This is a genomic window from Streptomyces sp. NPDC058812 (assembly GCF_042744565.1).
In the GTDB taxonomy this organism is placed as follows: Bacteria; Actinomycetota; Actinomycetes; order Streptomycetales; family Streptomycetaceae; genus Streptomyces; species Streptomyces thinghirensis.
The window spans coordinates 165,133-181,444 of sequence record NZ_JBHYOB010000004.1; the positions used below are offsets into that span (position 1 = coordinate 165,133).

Genomic DNA, 16,312 nt, shown 5'->3' on the forward strand with positions numbered 1-16,312 from the left:
AGAGACTTACGGAATGTCACCGAAACATGTTCACATGGGCCTCACAACTCACCCTGTCTTTACCATTACAAGACAGTCACGCTTTGTGTGCGTTTTCGGTCTGATAGGTGTCTTCCTGGTGTTGACCGGGTGTCAGGCGTCCTCCGACTCCTCCGCGCAGGACTCGGACCCGACGGCCCGTGAACTGGTCGACCTGCGCAGCCGCGTCCTGTCGTACACGAAGGATCTGGACCCCGACGGTCCCTATTCGCCGCCCGACGAGGAGGAGCGCGCCCAGCTGGCCCGAGGCGTCGGCAGCCTGCTGGAGGGCGACGCGCGCGAGGCCGAGCGGCTGCTCGCCCCGGTCGGTCTCGGCGTCACCCGGCTCACCGACACCGAGTCCGGCCGACGCTACGACGAGGTCGCGGCCACCGGCTCCGGCGAGAGCGCCCGGTGGGGCCGGCTGTACCTGAACGCCGACTCCCGCGTCCGCTGGAGCGCACAGGTGCCGCACCCCGTCTCCGACCGGGACACCGAGGAGCTGGGCGTGCGCCTGCTGGAGGACACCCCGGGCGGCGCGTTGGTCCTGGCCGGCGCCCACCGGCGGGCCGGACGCGGGGACGCCGCCGACGTCGCCCACCGCGAGGACAGCGCCTTCCATGGCATCGTCCTGGAGCTGCAGGAACGGGGTGTGCCCGGCATCCAGCTGCACGGTTTCGCCGAGTCCACCACGGACCGCTACGACGCCGTGCTGTCCACGGGCGCCGCGGAGAGCGCCCCCGGCGAGGTCTCCGCCCTGGCCGACCGGATGGAGTCGGAGGGGCTGCGGGTCTGCCGGGGCTGGTCGGCGCGCTGTCCGCTGGAGGGCACGACCAACGTCCAGGGCCGCGCGGCCCAGCGGCAGCACGCGACCTTCGTCCACCTGGAGCTGGCGCCCGACGCCCGGGGCGACGGCCGGGACGCCGACGAGGCCGCGGACGCCGTGGCCGGACTGCTAAGCACCTGGGCGAGCGACTGACCGGCGCCCGCGGACGGCCGTCCGTTCAGCAGCAGCCGGCCCCCGGCAGGGACCGCTTGTTCCGCGCCTCCTTGTTCCGGGCCGCCAGCAGCTCGTCGGCCGGGTAGCCGACCTCCTCCAGCGTCAGCCCGTGCGGCCGTACGACGTGCACGGCCGAGTCCCGTACGCCGGCCGCGAGCACCTTCCCCGGCCAGTCCGGCCCCCGGTGCCCGTCGCCGACGAAGAGCAGCGCCCCGATCAGGGAGCGCACCATGTTGTGGCAGAAGGCGTCGGCCCGGACCGTGGCGGTGATGATCCCGTCGTCCGCACCGCGCACCAGGCTCAGCTCCTGGAGGGTCCGGATGGTCGTGGCCCCCTCCCGCTTCTTGCAGTAGGCGGCGAAGTCGTGCTCGCCCAGCAGTGCGCGGGCGGCCTCGTTCATGGCGTCCACGTCGAGGGGCCAGTCGTGCCACAGGACGTGGCCGCGCAGCAGCGGGTCGACGCCGCCGGGATTGTCGGTGACGCGGTAGGCGTAGCGCCGCCAGATCGCGGAGAACCGGGCGTTGAAGCCGTCGGGCGCCTCGCGCAGGGCCCACACCCGCACGTCCCTGGACAGCCGACCGGCGAGCCGCTTGAGCAGCTTCACGTTGTGCTCGGCCCAGACCTCGCGCGGCAGGTCGACATGGGCGACCTGGCCCCGGGCGTGCACCCCGGCGTCGGTCCGCCCCGCCACGGTCAGCTCGTACGTCTCACGGGACCGCGTGACCGTCCGCAGCGCGTCCTCGATCTCACCCTGCACGGTCCGCCGCCCACCGGCCTGCTTGGCCCAGCCGGAGAACTCGCTCCCGTCGTACGACAGGTCCAGCCGCACCCGTACGAACCCGGGCTCCACTTCGTCACTCACCCAGAGATCCTCTCAGCGAAACGAAAGCGGGCCCGCCCCTCGAAAGGAACGGACCCGCGAACGCGGAACGCTTACGCGTCCTTCGACTCCTCGGCGGCAGCCTCGTCGTCGGCCTTGGTCGTGTCGACCTTGGTCTCAGCAGCCTCGGCAGCCTCGGCGTCCTTGGCGGAGCGCTTCGTCGCGGCCTCGGCCTCGCCGGTCGCCTCCTGCGCCACGGTCAGCGCCTCGACCAGCTCGATGACCGCCATGGGCGCGTTGTCGCCACGACGGTTGCCGATCTTGGTGATCCGGGTGTAGCCACCGGGACGGTTCTCGTAGCGCGGGCCGATCTCGGTGAAGAGCGTGTGCACGATGCTCTTGTCCGTGATCACCTGGAGCACCTGACGGCGGTTGTGAAGGTCGCCCTTCTTCGCCTTGGTGACCAGACGCTCGGCGTACGGACGCAGCTTGCGCGCCTTCGCCTCGGTGGTGGTGATGCGGCCGTGCTCGAAGAGCGACTTCGCGAGGTTCGCGAGGAGCAGCTTCTCGTGCGCGGCGCTGCCGCCCAGACGGGCACCCTTGGTGGGCTTCGGCATGGTGTTTCTCCTAGGTGTCTGCCCCGGCCGTATCAGGTACCGAAGTCAGTATCCGAGCAGGCGGTCGCCTGTCGGAGACCCCGCGCCCCAAAGGGGCGCGGGGAACTGCGCGACCAGCCACAGCCGGCCGGCAGCCGAAAACGAACCGTCGAACCGAGCTCTCAGTACTGCTCGGTCTCGACGAAGCCCGCGTCCGCGTCGTCATCGGCACCGAACGCGTCCGCCGCAGCGGTCGGGTCGAATCCGGGCGGGCTGTCCTTGAGCGCGAGGCCCATGCCGGCCAGCTTGGCCTTGACCTCGTCAATGGACTTCGCACCGAAGTTACGGATGTCCAGGAGGTCGGCCTCCGAGCGGGCGACCAGCTCACCCACGGAGTGGATGCCCTCACGCTTGAGGCAGTTGTACGACCGAACGGTGAGCTCCAGCTCCTCGATCGGCAGCGCCAGATCGGCGGCGAGCGCGGCGTCCGTCGGGGACGGACCCATGTCGATGCCCTCGGCGTCGATGTTCAGCTCGCGGGCGAGACCGAACAGCTCGACCAGGGTCTTGCCGGCCGACGCCATGGCGTCGCGCGGACGCATGGCCTGCTTGGTCTCGACGTCGACGATCAGCTTGTCGAAGTCGGTGCGCTGCTCGACACGCGTGGCCTCGACCTTGTACGTGACCTTGAGAACCGGCGAGTAGATCGAGTCGACCGGGATGCGCCCGATCTCCTGACCGACCTGCTTGTTCTGCACGGCGGAGACGTAGCCGCGACCGCGCTCGACGGTCAGCTCCATCTCCAGCTTGCCCTTGCCGTTGAGCGTGGCGAGGACGAGGTCGGGGTTGTGCACCTCGACACCGGCCGGGGGCGCGATGTCGGCGGCGGTGACCAGACCCGGGCCCTGCTTGCGCAGGTACATCACCACGGGCTCGTCGTGCTCGGACGACACGACCAGCTGCTTGATGTTGAGGATCAGGTCGGTGACGTCCTCCTTGACGCCCGGCACGGTGGTGAACTCGTGCAGGACACCGTCGATGCGGATGGACGTGACCGCCGCACCCGGGATCGAGGAGAGGAGCGTACGACGCAGGGAGTTGCCGAGGGTGTAGCCGAAGCCCGGCTCCAGCGGCTCGATCACGAACCGGGAGCGGAACTCGTCGACGACCTCTTCGGTCAACGAGGGACGCTGAGCGATCAGCATGTGGTGATCCTTCAGTCAGGGGCGCCCGCTATTTGACGCCCGACTAATACTGCAAGGGTACGGGCGATACGACCGAAAGAGCCGTACCGCCCGTGAAAACCCTGGTGAAGCGAGATCAGACGCGTCGCGGGAGACGCGACGGATCAGACGCGACGGCGCTTCGGCGGACGGCAGCCGTTGTGCGGCGTCGGGGTGACGTCCTGGATCGAGCCGACCTCGAGGCCGGTCGCCTGGAGCGAACGGATGGCGGTCTCACGACCGGAACCCGGGCCCTTGACGAAGACGTCGACCTTGCGCATGCCGTGCTCCTGGGCGCGGCGGGCAGCCGACTCGGCGGCCATCTGCGCGGCGAACGGCGTGGACTTCCGGGAGCCCTTGAAGCCGACGTGGCCGGCGGAGGCCCAGGAGATCACGTTGCCGGTCGGGTCCGTGATGGACACGATCGTGTTGTTGAACGTGCTCTTGATGTGCGCGTGGCCGTGAGCGACGTTCTTCTTTTCCTTGCGGCGCACCTTCTTGGCAGCGCCCTGACGTCCCTTGGGGGGCATGTCGTTCTCCTACAGGGGAGGTGGTCGGTCCTACAGCGAAGACCGCTGGACGGCGAGTCCGCTGTGGACTACTTCTTGCCCGGCTTCTTCTTACCGGCGATGGCGCGACGCGGGCCCTTGCGGGTGCGGGCGTTGGTGCTGGTGCGCTGACCGCGGACGGGCAGGCCGCGGCGGTGGCGGAGACCCTGGTACGTGCCGATCTCGACCTTGCGGCGGATGTCGGCCTGGACCTCGCGACGGAGGTCACCCTCGGTCTTGATGTTGTTGTCGACGTACTCGCGGATCGCGACGAGCTGCTCCTCGGTGAGGTCACGAACACGGGTGTTCGGGTCCACCTCGGTGGCAGCCAGCGTCTGCTGCGAGAGAGTCCGGCCGATGCCGAACACGTAGGTGAGGGCGATCTCGACGCGCTTTTCGCGCGGGATGTCAACACCGGAAACGCGTGCCATTCAATGGCTCCAGTTGATCTTCGGAGGTCTTCCACAGGACCGGTTCCCGCGCCGCCGTGTCAGGTACGGATCGGGTCCCCGGCCTCCGAACCGGGGGTGTCGGACGCCTGGGCGCCCGGGTCCTGCGTATGAACATATTCAGCTCGCGTCGCGCGAAGTCCTGCGAATCGCGGAGGGAAGGTTGTGCGTCAGCCCTGGCGCTGCTTGTGGCGCGGGTTGTCGCAGATAACCATGACCCGACCGTGACGGCGGATCACCCTGCACTTGTCGCAGATCTTCTTGACGCTCGGCTTGACCTTCATTGAGTGAAGTTCTCCGGGCTCAGTGCCCCCGCGTCATACGGAGCCGGGGCAGGGGAAAGATCTACTTGTACCGTTGGAGAAACACCCCTGGATCGCTCCGGGACGTTTGACAGGGCGAGCCTGTCCGACGACGACCCTCCCGGCCGCCGGGGCGGGTACGGGACCCGCCCAAGCTCACTTGTACCGGTAGACGATCCGGCCACGCGTCAGGTCGTACGGAGACAGCTCCACCACGACCCGGTCGTCAGGGAGGATGCGGATGTAGTGCATGCGCATCTTGCCGCTGATGTGTGCCAGGACCTGGTGGCCGTTCTGGAGCTCGACCCTGAACATCGCGTTGGGGAGAGACTCGACGACAGTGCCCTCGATCTCGATGGCACCTTGCTTCTTGGCCACGCTTCGCCCTTCGAATCGACTACCTTGATCGGATCTCGTACGCCGCACGAGTGCATGCAGGCATACGGGTGCACGAGATCCGACGAGTCAGTCTACGTCAGCACACCCGGAAAGGCGAAACGAGGAAGTCTGCCCCACTCGGGCGATCGTTATGCGGTGACCGTCAGGCCGCCGGGCCCGGGGCCGCCGTGCTGCCCAGCTCCGCCGGCTTCGCCTTGCCGCCGTCGGGGGCCGTCAGAACCAGCGGCCCCCGCTCCGTGAGAGCCACCGAGTGCCCCCAGTGCGAGGACCAGCTCCCGTCGGTCGTGACGACCGTCCAGTCGACCGATCCTTCACGCCCCTCGTCGCGGGCTCGGCACCGAGGGCGCCTCACTGGCTTCGAGCGGCTGCGCCGACCTCCGGCCGGCGGGCACGGCAGCCGTCGCCGTCAGGCCAGCGGGTCCGGGGCCGCCATGATGCCCAGCTCCGCCAGCTTCGCCTTGCCGCCGTCGGGGGCCGTCAGAACCAGCGGCCCCTGCTCCGTGAGAGCCACCGAGTGCTCCCAGTGCGAGGACCAGGTCCCGTCGGTCGTGACGACCGTCCAGTCGTCCTCCAGGACCTCGGTGCGCGGTGTGCCGAGGGACACCATCGGCTCGATGGCCAGGCAGAAGCCGGGCACCAGCTTCGGGCCCTTGCCGCGCCGGCGCTCGACGTAGTTCAGCAGGTGCGGGTCCATGTGCATCTCGGTGCCGATGCCGTGACCGCCGTACTCCTCGATGATCCCGTACTTGCCGCCACCGGGCTTGGGCTGGCGGCGGATGTACGTCTCGATGGCCCGGGAGACGTCGACGAGCCGGTTGCCCTGCTTCATGGCCGCGATGCCCGCCCACATCGACTCCTCGGTCACCCGGGAGAGCTCGACCACCTCCGGGGAGTGGCCGGAGCCGACGAAGGCCGTGTACGCGGCGTCGCCGTGCCAGCCGTCGATGATCGCGCCGCAGTCGATGGAGATGACGTCGCCGTCCTTGAGGACCACGTCGTCGGACGGGATGCCGTGGACGACGACCTCGTTCACCGAGGTGCAGATGGTGGCGGGGAAGCCGCCGTACCCGAGGAAGTTCGGCTTGGCGTCGTGCTCCGCGAGGACCTTGCGGGCGACCTGGTCCAGGTCATTGGTGGTCGCACCGGGCACGGCCGCCTCGCGCGTGGCAGCGTGGATGGCGGCGACGACCAGCCCCGCCTCACGCATCTTGGCGATCTGCTCGGGGTTCTTGATCTCCACCATCTGGGCTGCCGCCTCCTGCCGCGGGTTTACGTCTATCCCCTCCACGATACGCGTCCACGCGAGCCGAAGCCGGGGTGGCGGCCACCCCGGACAGGCCCCGCACGACCGTCCTCCGGTCGGCCTGCCAGGGTCACCGTGGCTGTAGTCGCACCCGCACCGTCAGCGACAAAAGCCGTTGACGAACCCAATTAGCCACCCTAGCCTCGCAGTTGCTACCTGGCGATGTCGGGTGCCAGCACGCAGCTCCCTACGCTCCGGACCGGATACACGGTCCCCAGAAACAGAGGTATAAGTGATCAAGAGAACTCTGTCCCGCCTGGCCGTGACCGGTGCCGCCGCCACTCTGATCGGCCTTACCGCAGCCTCGCCCGCCCTGGCCGGCGACGAGGGGCCCCTCTGGTACGGCAACCGGGGCACGGTGACGTTCAACGACGACGGTGACGACATCACGGTCTGCGACAAACTGGCTGACGGCTACGGCGTCACGGGGTACTTGGAGCGACTCAACAGCAATGGCACCGGCCTGGTCTATGTCATCAAGGAAGACGACGGCGGAGACGCCGGCTGCGACCGGTCCAACAATGGCTACGACATGATAGGCAACATCTCGCACGGTCTGGCCGTCTGCTGGCACGGCACCAACTCCTGCGTCCGCTCGAACTGGTACTTCGACGAGTAGGCCCGTTTGGCACCGAGAGGTTTGAGGTCTCTACGGAGATTTCGACCGTGTGACGGTGTGTACGCACGCCACATATCTACCCAGACGCTCCGGCCGGTGCAGACGATCAAGCAAATTCGTCTGCACCGGCCGGAGCTCTTGGTGTGGCCGGTCCCAGGTGCACATCCGCCTGGGACCGCAAAGACGGTCAGCGCTTGGTGAAGACCGGGTTCCAGCGGCCGGCGTAGTCGACTTCGGCTTTACGGAAGCCCGAGAGCGGTGTCACCTTGTCGCCGTCCAGGCTGACCAGGACCAGCTGGTTGCGGAACTCACCCTTGCCGGGTTGGCACTGGCTGGGTTCACACCGCCAGGCGATGAGGTGGGTGTTGTCCGCCCACGCGAGAAGCTGCTGTCCGGGTACGACTGCGCTCCGCTTGCCGGTCTTCGCGTCCAGAACCGCGGAAACGATCTGGCCGTCCTTACCCCCCGCGAAGCCGCCAGTCACAAGTTTTCCGTCCGGGGACGTAGCCACCGGCGGAAAGATCAGATCAGTCTTCTGCTGCGGAAGCGGCTTCAGCCTGCCGTCCACGTCGTAGTAGTTCCTGCCCGGCTGGTCGAGCCGCTGCTCCCACAGCAGCTCGCCGTCACGGCTCCAGCTGAAGTCCTGACGCCCGGTGCCGGCCATGGCCGCAAGACTGTCCTTCTTGGCCGGCCGCTCACTGAATTCCGCCTGGCCGGAGTCGACATCGATGACATAGAAGCCGGTACGGCTCTGCTTCGGCCCCGGCATCTCCTGACCGTCGCCACCCTCCGACGCGCCCTCCACACGCACCGGCGCGTCCTGGAAGAGGCCGTCCGGGTTGTGGCTGTACGTCGTCGCCACCAGGCGCTCGCCGTCCGGCGAGAACTGCACACCGCCAACGCCCTTGTCGACCTCGATCCAGCGCTGGACCTTGCCCGTCGACAGACTCATCAGGCCTATGCGGTTGACGGGCAGATCGCCCTCCAGCACCGCGGCCGTCTTCATTCCGGGAGCGACATCGAGCCAGGCCCAGTCGGTCTTCTCGTACCGCTTGGTCGCGGCGTTGTACAGACTCCACTCACGCGCGTTCACCGCATCCCCGTCCGGCTGCTGCACGAGCTTCGTCGTGTAGTACGACGAGACGGCGACCTGCCCAGCGGCTATCAGCTCGCGCGGCGGGGACTGGTCCGGACGGGCCACCACGTCCGAGGGCTCGGACTGCCCTTCCGGGCCACCGCCCGTCAGGGCCAACGACACCCCGATGACTGCGGCGACCACGGCGACCGCGGCGACCGCCAGGCTGCGACTCCTGCGGCGGAGCAGCGACGGCTGCTCCCGCTCGGTCGAATCGTCGGACCGTGGCGACTGTTCGAGCTTGATGGCCATACCTCCTCGGCAGAGCACTTTTGGGGTCCCCAAGAAGCAAGGCAGCGGCCCCCGCCGGGGGGCCGCTGCCTTCCTTTACAAGCTGTTACGAACCGGACAGCGCCGACATGGCGCGCTTCGTGACGTCCGCCACCTTCCCCATCGCGGAGACCGTGGTCACAAGGCCCTGGGCCTTGTAGTAGTCGATGATCGGCTCGGTCTGCGTGTGGTAGACCTCCAGCCGCTTGCGGACCGTCTCCTCGGAGTCGTCATCCCGCTGGTACAGCTCGCCGCCGCAGACGTCGCAGACGCCTTCCTTCTTCGGCGGCGTGTACGCCACGTGGAAGACATGGGCGGAGTCATTGCGGCAGACGCGCCGGCCGGCGATCCGCTTGACGACCTCGTCCTCCGGGGCCTCCAGGTCCAGCACCGCGTCGAGCTTCATGTCCTCGGTCTCGAGGAGCTCGTCCAGCGCCTCGGCCTGGGAGACGTTGCGCGGGAAACCGTCCAGCAGGAAGCCGCCCTCGGCGTCGGGCTGCTCCATGCGGTCCTTCGCCATGGCGATGGTCACCTCGTCCGGTACGAGGTTGCCGGCGTCCATGTACGACTTGGCGAGCTTGCCCAGCTCCGTCTGCCGGCTGATGTTGGCGCGGAACAGGTCACCCGTGGAGATGTGCGGAATGTGCAGCGTCTCGGCAAGGCGGGTGGCCTGCGTTCCCTTACCGGCACCCGGCGGCCCGACGAGGACGATTCGCATCAGCGGAGGAACCCTTCGTAATTGCGCTGCTGGAGCTGGCTCTCGATCTGCTTCACCGTCTCAAGACCCACACCCACGATGATGAGGATGCTGGTCCCGCCGAACGGGAAGTTCTGGTTTGCCCCGAAACCGGCCAACGCCATTGTCGGTACGAGAGAGATCAGGCCCAGATACAGCGAACCCGGCCAGGTGATCCGGTTGAGTACGTAGCTCAGATACTCAGCGGTCGGTCGGCCAGCCCGGATGCCCGGGATGAACCCACCATACTTCTTCATGTTGTCCGCGACTTCCTCGGGGTTGAACGTGATGGCCACGTAGAAGAAGGCGAAGAAGACGATCAGGAGGAAGTACAGGATGATGTGCGGCGCCGCCCCGGTGTCCGCGAGGTTCTTGTTGATCCAGGTGGCCCAGCCCGACGTCGAGTTCGAGAACTGGACGACCAGCGCCGGGATGTAGAGCAGCGACGAGGCGAAGATGACGGGGATGATGCCCGCCTGGTTCACCTTGAGCGGGATGTACGTCGACGTACCACCGTAGGAACGGCGGCCGATCATGCGCTTCGCGTACTGCACCGGAATGCGGCGCTGGGCCTGCTCCACGAAGACCACCAGGCCGATCATGACGAAGCCGACGAGCATGACGGTGCCGAACTCGATCCACCCGCCCGCCAGGGTGCCCTCCTCCTTGATGGCCCACAGAGCGGAGGGGAAGGTCGCGGCGATCGAGATGAACATCAGGATCGACATGCCGTTGCCGATGCCGCGGTCGGTGATCAGCTCACCGAGCCACATGACGGCGGCCGTACCGGCGGTCATGGTGACGACCATGACGACGGTGGTGAAGATCGCCTGGTCGGGGACGATCTGACCGCCGACGGTGCAGCCGGAGAACAGGGCACCGCTGCGGGCGGTGGCCACCAGGCCGGTGCCCTGCAGGATGGCCAGCGCGATGGTCAGGTAGCGGGTGTACTGCGTGATCTTCGCCGTACCCGCCTGGCCCTCCTTCTTCAGGGCCTCCAGACGCGGGATCACGACGGTGAGCAGCTGCAGAATGATGCTCGCCGTGATGTACGGCATGATGCCGAGCGCGAAGACCGTGATCTGCAGCAGCGCGCCACCGCTGAACATGTTGATCATGCCGAGGGGACCCTGGCTGCCGGACGCCTGGTCCACACACTCCTGGACGTTCTTGTAATCGACGCCTGGGATGGGGATGTGGGTACCGAGCCGGTAGACCACGATCATGCCGAGCGTGAAGAGCAGCTTCTTGCGCAGGTCGGGCGTCTTGAACGCCCGGGCGAACGCGGTGAGCACGGTGCCTCCTGCGACCCCCGCGCTACTGCGTCAAGGGTGACGGTCTTGAGGATTCGACTGACGACTAAGTAAGTAACGGTCAACTGCCGCCCAGGGTGCCCCATGTGACGCACCCGTGAAAGAGGGCAGCGCAGGCCACCTTACCGGCGGGAGCACTTCCCTTGGAACGACCAACCGGGGATACCCCTTTTGTGGGGTATCCCCGGTCGGGATTGCTCAAGTCATCGAGACGCCTGAAGGGTTCAGACGAGCTCGGTGACGGTACCGCCAGCGGCGGTGATCTTCTCCTTGGCGGAGCCGGAGACGGCGTCGACCGTCACCTGCAGCGCCACGGAGATCTCGCCCTGGCCGAGGACCTTGACGAGGCTGTTCTTGCGAACCGCACCCTTGGCCACCAGACCCTCGACGGTGACCTCGCCACCCTCGGGGTAGAGCGCGGCCAGCTTCTCGAGGTTCACGACCTGGAACTCGGTCTTGAACGGGTTCTTGAAGCCCTTCAGCTTCGGAAGACGCATGTGGAGGGGCATCTGGCCACCCTCGAAGCGCTCCGGAACCTGGTAACGGGCCTTCGTGCCCTTGGTACCACGACCGGCCGTCTTACCCTTCGACGCCTCACCACGACCCACACGGGTCTTGGCGGTCTTGGCGCCCGGGGCGGGACGGAGGTTGTGGATCTTGAGCGGGTTGTTCTCCGCCATGATCAGTCGACCTCCTCGACCGTCACGAGGTGGCGGACGGTGTGCACCATGCCGCGGAACTCGGGGCGGTCCTCCTTGACGACCTGCGTGTTGATCCCCTTGAGACCAAGGGAACGCAGGGTGTCACGGTGGTTCTGCTTGCTGCCGATGTAGGACTTGACCTGCGTAATCTTGAGCTGCGCCATGATTACGCACCCGCCCCGGCACGTGCACGGAGAAGAGCCGCGGGGGCGACGTCCTCGAGCGGCAGACCACGGCGGGCCGCGATCTCCTCGGGACGCTGCAGACCCTTGAGGGCCTCCACGGTCGCGTGCACGATGTTGATCTGGTTGTCGGAGCCGAGAGACTTCGACAGCACATCGTGGATACCGGCGCACTCGAGCACGGCACGCACCGGACCACCGGCGATAACACCGGTACCCGGGGACGCGGGCTTGAGCAGCACGACGCCGGCAGCCTTCTCACCCTGGATGGGGTGCGGGATGGTGCCCTGGATACGGGGGACCTTGAAGAAGTGCTTCTTGGCCTCCTCAACACCCTTGGCGATGGCGGCCGGCACCTCCTTGGCCTTGCCGTAACCGACACCCACGGTGCCGTCACCGTCGCCCACCACGACCAGCGCGGTGAAGCTGAAGCGACGACCACCCTTCACAACCTTGGCGACGCGGTTGATCGCGACGACGCGCTCAACGTAAGCGGTCTTCTCGGCGGCAGCTGCGCCGCCGTCACGGCCCTTCCGGTCCCGCCGCTCGCCGCCACCGGCACCGCCACCGCGGCGCTGGGGTCCAGCCATTGGAATTACCTCTCTCTGTTTCCGCTAGCGATACGGAACCGGGTCAGAACTTCAGACCGGCTTCGCGGGCGGCGTCCGCCAGGGCGGCGATGCGCCCGGCGTACTGGTTGCCACCGCGGTCGAAGACCACGGCCTCGACACCCGCGGCCTTGGCGCGCTCGGCGACCAGGGCGCCGACCTGCTTGGCCTGCGCCGACTTGTCGGCCTCGCCGCCACGGATCGAGGTGTCCAGGGTGGACGCCGACGCAAGGGTGTGACCCTTGATGTCGTCGATCACCTGGGCCACGATGTGGCGGTTCGAGCGGGTAACGACCAGACGGGGACGCTCCGCCGTACCCGAGAGATTCTTGCGAATCCGGATGTGACGGCGCTTGATCGCGGCGCGCTTGTAGGCGTCGCCCTTGAGGATCTTCTGTCCGTATGCCATGGCTTACTTACCCGCCTTTCCGACCTTGCGGCGGATGACTTCGCCCTCGTACTTGACGCCCTTGGCCTTGTACGGGTCAGGCTTGCGCAGCTTGCGGATGTTGGCCGCAACCTCGCCGACCTTCTGCTTGTCGATGCCCTCGACCGAGAAGTGGGTCGGGTTCTCCACCTTGAAGGTGATGCCCTCGGGGGCCTCGACCAGGATCGGGTGGCTGTAGCCGAGGGAGAACTCCAGGTTCGAACCCTTGGCGAGCACGCGGTAACCGACACCGCTGATCTCGAGCTTCTTCACGTAACCCTGGGTCACGCCGGTGATCATGTTCGCCACCAGCGTGCGGGACAGGCCGTGCAGGGCCTTGCTCTGACGCTCGTCGTTGGGGCGGGTGACGTTCAGAACGCCGTCCTCACCCTTGGCGATGTCGATCGGCGCCACGACGGTGTGAGTCAGCGAGCCCTTCGGGCCCTTGACCGAAACCGTACGGCCGTCGATGGTGACGTCCACGCCGGCGGGAACCGCGATGGGGAGCTTGCCGATGCGCGACATAGCTGTTTCCTCCGTTCCCTTCCGCTACCAGACGTAGGCGAGGACTTCCCCACCCACGCCCTTCTTGCCGGCCTGCTTGTCGGTGAGGAGCCCGTGCGACGTGGAGATGATCGCCACGCCGAGGCCACCCAGCACCTTGGGCAGGTTGGTGGACTTCGCGTACACCCGGAGACCGGGCTTGGAGATCCGCTTGATGCCCGCGATGGAGCGCTCACGGTTCGGGCCGAACTTCAGCTCGAGGACGAGGTTCTTGCCAACCTCGGCGTCCTCGGTCTTCCAGCCCGTGATGAAGCCCTCCTGCTGGAGGATCTCCGCGATGTGAGACTTGATCTTGGACGCCGGCATCGTCACGGAGTCGTGGTACGCCGAGTTCGCGTTCCGCAGACGCGTAAGCATGTCTGCGATCGGATCAGTCATGGTCATGAATTGGCCTTCGGCCTCTCTCGCCGGGGTTTCCTGGTGCGCCATCCCTCTCCCCGATCCGAGACGGGACGGGTGCGGCGCGGTGGACCTACGGCGTAGTAAGTCGTACGGGCGGCAGACGCCCAACCCCACAAGCCTAATGCATGCGAGGGTGGGCCCCTGCCGACCCAGATGCTTACCGAGAGCCTGAATAACCCGGAATTACCGGATTACCAGGAGCTCTTGGTCACGCCCGGCAGCTCGCCACGGTGAGCCATCTCACGAAGGCACACGCGGCACAGGCCGAACTTGCGGTAGACGGAGTGCGGGCGGCCGCAGCGCTGGCAGCGCGTGTAGCCACGTACACCGAACTTGGGCTTGCGAGCAGCCTTGGCAATCAGAGCCTTCTTCGCCATCTCGCTCACGCCTCCTTGAAGGGGAAGCCGAGGTGACGAAGGAGCGCGCGGCCCTCAGCGTCGTTGGTCGCCGTGGTCACCACGGTGATGTCCATACCCCGGGTGCGGTCGATCTTGTCCTGGTCGATCTCGTGGAACATGACCTGCTCGGTGAGACCGAAGGTGTAGTTGCCACGGCCGTCGAACTGCTTGGGGGACAGACCACGGAAGTCGCGGATGCGCGGCAGCGCGAGCGACAGGGTGCGGTCCAGGAACTCCCACATGCGGTCGCCACGGAGCGTGACGTGGGCACCGATCGGCTGGCCCTCACGCAGCTTGAACTGCGCGATGGACTTGCGGGCCTTGGTGACGGCCGGCTTCTGACCGGTGATCGTGGTGAGGTCGCGAATCGCGCCGTCGATCAGCTTGGAGTCGCGGGCGGCGTCGCCCACACCCATGTTGACCACGATCTTGACGAGGCCGGGGATCTGCATGACGTTCTCGTACGAGAACTCCTCACGCAGCTTGCCCGCGATCTCCTCGCGGTACTTCGTCTTCAGACGCGGAGTGGTGGTGGTAGCCATCAGATGTCCTCACCCGTCCGCTTGGCAACGCGAACCTTGTTGCCCTCGTCGTCGAAGCGGTAACCGACGCGCGTGACGACCTTGTTGCCGTCCTTCTCCACGACCAGCTGGACGTTGGAGACGTGGATCGGGGCCTCGGTGGTCACGATGCCGCCGGCCTGCGAACCGCGAGCGGTCGGCCCGGCCTTGGTGTGCTTCTTGACCCGGTTGACACCCTCGACCAGGACACGGTCCTCACGGGGGAAGGCCGCGATGACCTTGCCCTGCTTGCCCTTGTCCTTACCGGTGATGACCTGGACCAGGTCGCCCTTCTTGATCTTCATGCTCACAGCACCTCCGGCGCGAGGGAGATGATCTTCATGAACTTCTTCTCGCGCAGCTCACGGCCCACCGGGCCGAAGATACGGGTGCCGCGAGGGTCGCCGTCGTTCTTCAGAATGACGGCGGCGTTCTCGTCGAAGCGGATGTACGAGCCGTCGGGACGGCGGCGCTCCTTGACGGTGCGAACGATGACCGCCTTGACGACGTCACCCTTCTTCACGTTGCCACCGGGGATCGCGTCCTTGACGGTGGCGACGATGACGTCACCGATACCCGCGTAGCGGCGGCCCGAGCCACCGAGCACACGGATGGTGAGAATTTCCTTCGCACCCGTGTTGTCGGCGACACGAAGCCGCGACTCCTGCTGGATCACGTCTATCTCCTGATTGTCTGCCGGTTCCCGGCGAGAAGCGTGAAGTACTCACGCTTCTCGCCGAGCCTGGCGGAACTGACCTGCGGGTTTGCCCGCAGGGCGGATCTTTTGGAATTCGCTTGCGCGAATTACCTACTTGGCCTTCTCGAGGACCTCGACGACGCGCCAGCGCTTCGTCGCGGACAGCGGCCGGGTCTCCATGAGGAGGACACGGTCGCCGACACCCGCGGCGTTCTGCTCGTCGTGAGCCTTGAGCTTGTTGGTACGGCGGATGACCTTGCCGTACAGCGCGTGGGTCACGCGGTCCTCGACGGCGACGACGACGGTCTTGTCCATCTTGTCGCTGACGACCAGACCCTGACGGGTCTTGCGGAAGCCGCGGCCGGCCTTCGTCTCTTCAGTCACGTTGCTCTCGCTCATCAGGCGCTCTCCACCGTCTCGATGCCCAGCTCGCGCTCACGCATCAGGGTGTAGATCCGCGCGATGTCCTTGCGGACGGCCTTGAGCCGACCGTGGTTCTCGAGCTGACCCGTCGCCGCCTGGAAGCGGAGGTTGAACAGCTCTTCCTTGGCTTCGCGGAGCTTCGCCAGAAGCTCCTCGTCACCCAGTTCGCGCAGCTCGGACGCCTTGGTACCGGCCGACATCACGCTTCACCTGCCTCGCGCTTGACGATCCGGCACTTCATCGGCAGCTTGTGGGCCGCACGAGTCAGCGCCTCACGGGCGATCTTCTCGTTGGGGTAGGACAGCTCGAACATGACCCGGCCCGGGTGCACGTTCGCGATCCACCACTCGGGGGAACCCTTACCGGAACCCATGCGGGTCTCGGCCGGCTTCTTCGTGAGCGGGCGGTCCGGGTAGATGTTGATCCAGACCTTGCCGCCACGCTTGATGTGGCGGGTCATCGCGATACGGGCCGCCTCGATCTGGCGGTTGGTCACGTACGCCGGCGTGAGGGCCTGGATGCCGTACTCGCCGAACGCAACCGTCGTACCGCCCTTGGCCTGACCACGGCGCTTCGGGTGGTGCTGCTTGCGGTGCTTGACCCTACGGGGGATCAGCAT

26 protein-coding genes are annotated in these 16,312 nt (G+C 66.8%); 2 read left to right on the forward strand and 24 right to left on the reverse strand.

All coding sequences use genetic code 11. From position 1 onward, the window contains the following. Window positions 1-13 precede the first annotated feature (13 nt). Window positions 14-997 carry a hypothetical protein gene (locus tag ACFW48_RS10240; RefSeq protein WP_386312435.1) on the forward strand — a complete coding sequence of 328 codons (984 nt, stop codon included), beginning with the start codon at window positions 14-16 and terminating at the stop codon, window positions 995-997. A gap of 25 nt (window positions 998-1,022) precedes the next feature. Here the strand turns inward: ACFW48_RS10240 and truA are convergent, their stop codons facing one another. From truA to map, 8 genes are all read right to left on the reverse strand, one after another. Further along, entirely contained in the window at window positions 1,023-1,880 is an 858-nt protein-coding gene (gene truA / locus ACFW48_RS10245) for a tRNA pseudouridine(38-40) synthase TruA (protein ID WP_386312437.1), read from the reverse strand. A gap of 71 nt (window positions 1,881-1,951) precedes the next feature. Further along, window positions 1,952-2,455, reverse strand: a complete 504-nt coding sequence (rplQ, locus tag ACFW48_RS10250; RefSeq protein WP_210957933.1) for a 50S ribosomal protein L17 — start codon at window positions 2,453-2,455, stop codon at window positions 1,952-1,954. 161 nt (window positions 2,456-2,616) lie between these two features. Further along, window positions 2,617-3,639, reverse strand: coding sequence for a DNA-directed RNA polymerase subunit alpha (locus tag ACFW48_RS10255; protein ID WP_003966937.1), 1,023 nt, complete (start codon window positions 3,637-3,639; stop codon window positions 2,617-2,619). A gap of 143 nt (window positions 3,640-3,782) precedes the next feature. Beyond that, window positions 3,783-4,187, reverse strand: coding sequence for a 30S ribosomal protein S11 (gene rpsK / locus ACFW48_RS10260; RefSeq protein ID WP_003948617.1), 405 nt, complete (start codon window positions 4,185-4,187; stop codon window positions 3,783-3,785). 68 nt (window positions 4,188-4,255) lie between these two features. After that, on the reverse strand, window positions 4,256-4,636 hold the full coding sequence (gene rpsM, locus ACFW48_RS10265; protein WP_279560360.1) for a 30S ribosomal protein S13: 381 nt from the start codon (window positions 4,634-4,636) through the stop codon (window positions 4,256-4,258). Window positions 4,637-4,824: 188 nt separating this feature from the next. Then, window positions 4,825-4,938 (reverse strand): 50S ribosomal protein L36, encoded by a 114-nt coding sequence (gene rpmJ / locus ACFW48_RS10270; RefSeq protein ID WP_003974245.1) that lies wholly within the window; start codon window positions 4,936-4,938, stop codon window positions 4,825-4,827. 174 nt (window positions 4,939-5,112) lie between these two features. After that, window positions 5,113-5,334, reverse strand: coding sequence for a translation initiation factor IF-1 (infA, locus tag ACFW48_RS10275; RefSeq protein WP_004927214.1), 222 nt, complete (start codon window positions 5,332-5,334; stop codon window positions 5,113-5,115). Window positions 5,335-5,761: 427 nt separating this feature from the next. Beyond that, window positions 5,762-6,598: a type I methionyl aminopeptidase gene (gene map, locus ACFW48_RS10280; RefSeq protein WP_386312442.1), complete on the reverse strand. Its 837-nt coding sequence runs from the start codon at window positions 6,596-6,598 to the stop codon at window positions 5,762-5,764. A gap of 292 nt (window positions 6,599-6,890) precedes the next feature. On the opposite strand from map, the gene ACFW48_RS10285 reads away from it, so the two are divergent. Beyond that, window positions 6,891-7,277, forward strand: a complete 387-nt coding sequence (locus ACFW48_RS10285; RefSeq protein ID WP_386312445.1) for a hypothetical protein — start codon at window positions 6,891-6,893, stop codon at window positions 7,275-7,277. A gap of 187 nt (window positions 7,278-7,464) precedes the next feature. Here the strand turns inward: ACFW48_RS10285 and ACFW48_RS10290 are convergent, their stop codons facing one another. The 16 genes from ACFW48_RS10290 to rplP all read right to left on the reverse strand — a co-directional run bounded on the left by ACFW48_RS10290 (window position 7,465) and on the right by rplP (window position 16,312). Then, a complete protein-coding gene (locus tag ACFW48_RS10290) occupies window positions 7,465-8,664 on the reverse strand; it encodes a hypothetical protein (protein ID WP_386312448.1) in 1,200 nt (399 codons plus the stop codon). Between the two features lie 85 nt (window positions 8,665-8,749). Then, window positions 8,750-9,400: an adenylate kinase gene (locus ACFW48_RS10295; RefSeq protein WP_345636393.1), complete on the reverse strand. Its 651-nt coding sequence runs from the start codon at window positions 9,398-9,400 to the stop codon at window positions 8,750-8,752. Then, entirely contained in the window at window positions 9,400-10,713 is a 1,314-nt protein-coding gene (gene secY, locus ACFW48_RS10300; protein WP_386312451.1) for a preprotein translocase subunit SecY, read from the reverse strand. Before secY ends, ACFW48_RS10295 begins: the two co-directional genes overlap by 1 nt. Before the next feature lie 242 nt (window positions 10,714-10,955). After that, complete coding sequence (rplO, locus tag ACFW48_RS10305) at window positions 10,956-11,411, reverse strand: 50S ribosomal protein L15 (protein WP_055418358.1); 456 nt, start codon at window positions 11,409-11,411, stop codon at window positions 10,956-10,958. Window positions 11,412-11,413: 2 nt separating this feature from the next. Beyond that, window positions 11,414-11,596 (reverse strand): 50S ribosomal protein L30, encoded by a 183-nt coding sequence (gene rpmD / locus ACFW48_RS10310; RefSeq protein WP_003974250.1) that lies wholly within the window; start codon window positions 11,594-11,596, stop codon window positions 11,414-11,416. Between the two features lie 2 nt (window positions 11,597-11,598). Then, the gene (gene rpsE, locus ACFW48_RS10315) at window positions 11,599-12,204 is read right to left on the reverse strand and encodes a 30S ribosomal protein S5 (RefSeq protein ID WP_004927232.1); all 606 of its coding nucleotides are present in this window, start codon (window positions 12,202-12,204) and stop codon (window positions 11,599-11,601) included. A 43-nt stretch (window positions 12,205-12,247) separates the two neighbouring features. Next, the gene (gene rplR / locus ACFW48_RS10320) at window positions 12,248-12,631 is read right to left on the reverse strand and encodes a 50S ribosomal protein L18 (RefSeq protein WP_003974252.1); all 384 of its coding nucleotides are present in this window, start codon (window positions 12,629-12,631) and stop codon (window positions 12,248-12,250) included. A gap of 3 nt (window positions 12,632-12,634) precedes the next feature. Beyond that, on the reverse strand, window positions 12,635-13,174 hold the full coding sequence (gene rplF, locus ACFW48_RS10325; protein ID WP_003974253.1) for a 50S ribosomal protein L6: 540 nt from the start codon (window positions 13,172-13,174) through the stop codon (window positions 12,635-12,637). A 24-nt stretch (window positions 13,175-13,198) separates the two neighbouring features. Next, window positions 13,199-13,597, reverse strand: coding sequence for a 30S ribosomal protein S8 (gene rpsH / locus ACFW48_RS10330; protein ID WP_026248232.1), 399 nt, complete (start codon window positions 13,595-13,597; stop codon window positions 13,199-13,201). 209 nt (window positions 13,598-13,806) lie between these two features. Further along, the gene (locus ACFW48_RS10335) at window positions 13,807-13,992 is read right to left on the reverse strand and encodes a type Z 30S ribosomal protein S14 (RefSeq protein WP_003948630.1); all 186 of its coding nucleotides are present in this window, start codon (window positions 13,990-13,992) and stop codon (window positions 13,807-13,809) included. 5 nt (window positions 13,993-13,997) lie between these two features. Then, window positions 13,998-14,555, reverse strand: coding sequence for a 50S ribosomal protein L5 (rplE, locus tag ACFW48_RS10340; protein ID WP_030619154.1), 558 nt, complete (start codon window positions 14,553-14,555; stop codon window positions 13,998-14,000). Beyond that, complete coding sequence (gene rplX / locus ACFW48_RS10345) at window positions 14,555-14,878, reverse strand: 50S ribosomal protein L24 (protein WP_003974256.1); 324 nt, start codon at window positions 14,876-14,878, stop codon at window positions 14,555-14,557. Before rplX ends, rplE begins: the two co-directional genes overlap by 1 nt. A 2-nt stretch (window positions 14,879-14,880) precedes the next feature. Beyond that, window positions 14,881-15,249, reverse strand: a complete 369-nt coding sequence (gene rplN / locus ACFW48_RS10350; RefSeq protein ID WP_003974257.1) for a 50S ribosomal protein L14 — start codon at window positions 15,247-15,249, stop codon at window positions 14,881-14,883. A 132-nt stretch (window positions 15,250-15,381) separates the two neighbouring features. Next, window positions 15,382-15,669 (reverse strand): 30S ribosomal protein S17, encoded by a 288-nt coding sequence (rpsQ, locus tag ACFW48_RS10355; RefSeq protein WP_055418364.1) that lies wholly within the window; start codon window positions 15,667-15,669, stop codon window positions 15,382-15,384. Continuing rightward, on the reverse strand, window positions 15,669-15,893 hold the full coding sequence (gene rpmC / locus ACFW48_RS10360; RefSeq protein WP_003998824.1) for a 50S ribosomal protein L29: 225 nt from the start codon (window positions 15,891-15,893) through the stop codon (window positions 15,669-15,671). Before rpmC ends, rpsQ begins: the two co-directional genes overlap by 1 nt. Beyond that, window positions 15,893-16,312 carry a 50S ribosomal protein L16 gene (gene rplP, locus ACFW48_RS10365; RefSeq protein WP_004927269.1) on the reverse strand — a complete coding sequence of 140 codons (420 nt, stop codon included), beginning with the start codon at window positions 16,310-16,312 and terminating at the stop codon, window positions 15,893-15,895. Before rplP ends, rpmC begins: the two co-directional genes overlap by 1 nt.